This window comes from Kitasatospora sp. MY 5-36 (assembly GCF_001182915.1).
Classification (GTDB): Bacteria; Actinomycetota; Actinomycetes; order Streptomycetales; family Streptomycetaceae; genus Kitasatospora.
In genome coordinates this window covers 1-2971 of sequence record NZ_LFVW01000956.1, presented here as the reverse complement: position 1 = coordinate 2971, position 2971 = coordinate 1, and the positions used below count along the sequence as shown (strand labels likewise).

At 76.0% G+C, this 2971-nt stretch carries 2 protein-coding genes; one reads left to right on the top strand and one right to left on the bottom strand.

Annotated features, from left to right (window positions below; all coding sequences use genetic code 11):
- Positions 1-69: 69 nt before the first annotated feature.
- Positions 70-828, bottom strand: coding sequence for a thioesterase II family protein (locus AE652_RS38755; protein ID WP_049660158.1), 759 nt, complete (start codon positions 826-828; stop codon positions 70-72).
- A 286-nt stretch (positions 829-1114) separates the two neighbouring features.
- Here AE652_RS38755 and AE652_RS38750 point away from each other — a divergent pair.
- The coding region (locus AE652_RS38750; RefSeq protein ID WP_049660156.1) for a class I adenylate-forming enzyme family protein at positions 1115-2971 on the top strand (1857 nt) is incomplete at its 3' end.

Below are 2971 nucleotides of genomic sequence, written 5' to 3'. Positions count from 1 at the left end.
CGAGCGGAGGCCGGTCGGCGGCGCGGCCCGGCCGGGGCCGGGCGCGGCGCTCGCCGCGGCCCGCCGGGTTCAGGAGACCGGCGGCAGCAGGCGGTCGGTGACGATGCGGACGATCTCGCCCTGGTGGTGGGCCAGGTAGAAGTGGCCGCCGGGGAAGACGTGCAGGGCGGAGCCGCCGGTGGTGTGGTCGCGCCAGGACCCGGCCTCGTCGACGGTCGCCTTCTCGTCGCTGTCGCCGACCAGGGCGTCGACCGGGCAGGAGAGCGGCGGCCCCGGCCGGTAGCGGTAGGTCTCGACGGCCTTGTAGTCGGCGCGGACCGCGGGGAGGATCATCCGCAGCAGCTCCGGGTCCTGCAGGGCCCGCGGGTCGGTGCCGTCCAGCTTGCGGAGTTCCGCGACGATGCCGTCGACGCCCCGGAGGTGGACGTCCTCGTCCCGGTGCCGGGAGGGTGCGCGGCGGCCGGAGGCGAACAGGGCGACCGGCGGGGTGCCGAGGTCCTCCAGGCGCCGGGCGACCTCGAAGCCGACGACCGCGCCCATGCTGTGGCCGAACAGGGCGAGCGGCAGGTCGCGGTGGGGCAGCAGCGCCTCGGTGACCTGCTCGGCCAGCGCCTCGACGGTCTCGACGCAGGGTTCGTGGCGCCGGTCCTGCCGCCCCGGGTACTGGACCGCGAGGACCTCGATCCCGGCCGCCGTGGCGGCGGACATCGGGTACCAGTAGCTCGCCGACCCTCCCGCGTGGGGCAGGCAGACCAGGCGGACGCGGGCGTCCGGGGCCGGGTGGAAGCGGCGGATCCAGCTGTCGGCCGCGCCGTCGGTGAGCGTCATGGTGTTCCGGTGGTCCCTTCTGGACGGGGTCCTCGCCCCGCCGGCGGGTCCTCCCCACTCCGAGCCTGGTGCAGGCCGGACGGCCGGACAACCCCTCACCACCACCCCCCTTCTCCCGCGGCGGAGCCGGCCGGGACAAGGGCCCGTAGGGGAACCGTAGGGGTGCGGCCCCCGCGGACGGCTGGACGAGACTGCCACGGGATACCGAATGATGCGTCACCCCTCTCTGTTCTCCGGGAGTCCCCAGCCTCCCGTGCTGTTTCCGCGTGCCCAAGGAGCCGTTGACATGCCGCGTACCGAGCTGATCAGGCCGCTGCCCGAACTGCTGCGCTCCCAGGCCGCGTCGCTGCGCGACAAGCCGGCCTTCCGGGACGGCCGCCGGTCCGTGGGCTACGCCGAGCTGGAGCTCCGGACCGGACGGCTGGCCGGCCACCTGGCGGCCCTGGGCCTGGGCCGCGGCGGGCGGGTGGCGATCCACCTGGACGCCGGCGTCGAGGTGGTGGAGGCCTACCTGGCCGCCGTCCGGGCCGCCGGTGTCGCCGTCCCGGTCAACCCGCACTCCAGCGACGAGGAGCTGGCCCACATCCTGGACGACAGCGGCGCCGCCGTGGTCGTCACCGACACCCGCCACCTGGACCAGGTGCTGCGGCTGCGGGCCGACCGGCCCGGGCTGCTGGTGGTCGTCTCCGGTCCGACGGCGCAGGGGCCGCAGGCGGCGCGGGACCTGCCGTCGTTCGAGACGCTGGCCACCGTCGAGCCCCCGGTGCCGCCGCGCGACGACCTCGGCCTGGACGAGACCGCCTTCATGCTCTACACCTCGGGCTCCACCGGCGCCCCCAAGGGCGTGCTGTCGACCCAGCGCAGCTGCCTGTGGTCGGTGGCGTCCTGCTACGCGCCGCTGCTCGGGCTCTCCCGCGACGACCTGGTGCTCTGGCCGCTGCCGCTGTTCCACAGCCTGGCGCACATCGTCTGCGTGGTCGGTATCACCGCGACCGGCGCGACCGCGCGCATCATGCCGGGCTTCTCCGCGGACGAGGTGCTGGCCGAGCTGCGCGGCGACGCGTACACCTTCCTCGCCGGGGTGCCCGCCCTCTACCACCACCTGCTGCGGGAGGCCGACGCCGGCCGGCTGGACATGCCGCGGCTGCGGGTCTGCCTGTCGACCGGCGCGGTCACCTCGGCCTCGCTGGCCCGGGACTTCGAGGACGCGTTCGGCATCCCGCTGCTCAACAGCTACGGCTCCACCGAGACCTGCGGCGCGATCGCGACCGAGGCGCCGGGCGCCGAGCGGGTCTCCGGTTCGTGCGGCCTGCCGGTCCCCGGCCTGGAGGTGCGGGTGGTCGACCCGGAGACCGGGATCGACACCGCCCCCGGGACGGAGGGCGAGGTGTGGGTGCGCGGGCCGAGCCTGATGCAGGGCTACCACAACCGGCCGGAGGCCACCGCCGAGGCGCTGCGGGACGGCTGGTACCGGACCGGCGACCTGGCGGTCCGGGCGGCCGGCGGCCAGCTGACGATCAGCGGGCGGCGCAAGGAACTGATCATCCGGGGCGGGGAGAACATCCACCCGGGCGAGATCGAGGACGTCGTCCGCACGGTGCCCGGTGTGCTGGACGTCGCCGTGGCGGGCCGGCCGGACGAGGTGCTCGGCGAGGTGCCGGTCGCGTTCGTGGTCGCCGCGCCGGAGGGCGTCGACGCCGAGCTGGTCTTCGCCGCCTGCGCCGAGCAGCTGTCCTGGTTCAAGGTGCCGCAGGAGGTCCGGGCGATCGCCGCCGTGCCGCGCACCGCCTCGGGCAAGGTCACCCGGCACCGGCTGTTCGACCAGCCCGGCACCCTGCTCGGCGCCCGGGGCGTCCGGCAGGAGTCGCTGTACCGGATGGACTGGGTGCCGCTGCCCGCCGGGCCCGTGGAGCCGGTGCGCGCCGCGCTGCTGGCGGGCCCGTCGGACGGAGCCGCCCGGCTGAACGGACTTGACGGACTTGACGGCCTGGGCGGACCGGACGGATCGGACGGCCTGGCGGTCGACCGCTACGCCGACCTGGCGGAGCTCACCGCGGCCGGTGCGCCCGAGGTCGTCTACCTGCCCTGGCCCGCCGCCGGCGCGGAGCCGGTCGCGGACGCGGCCCGGCGGACCGCCCGCGAG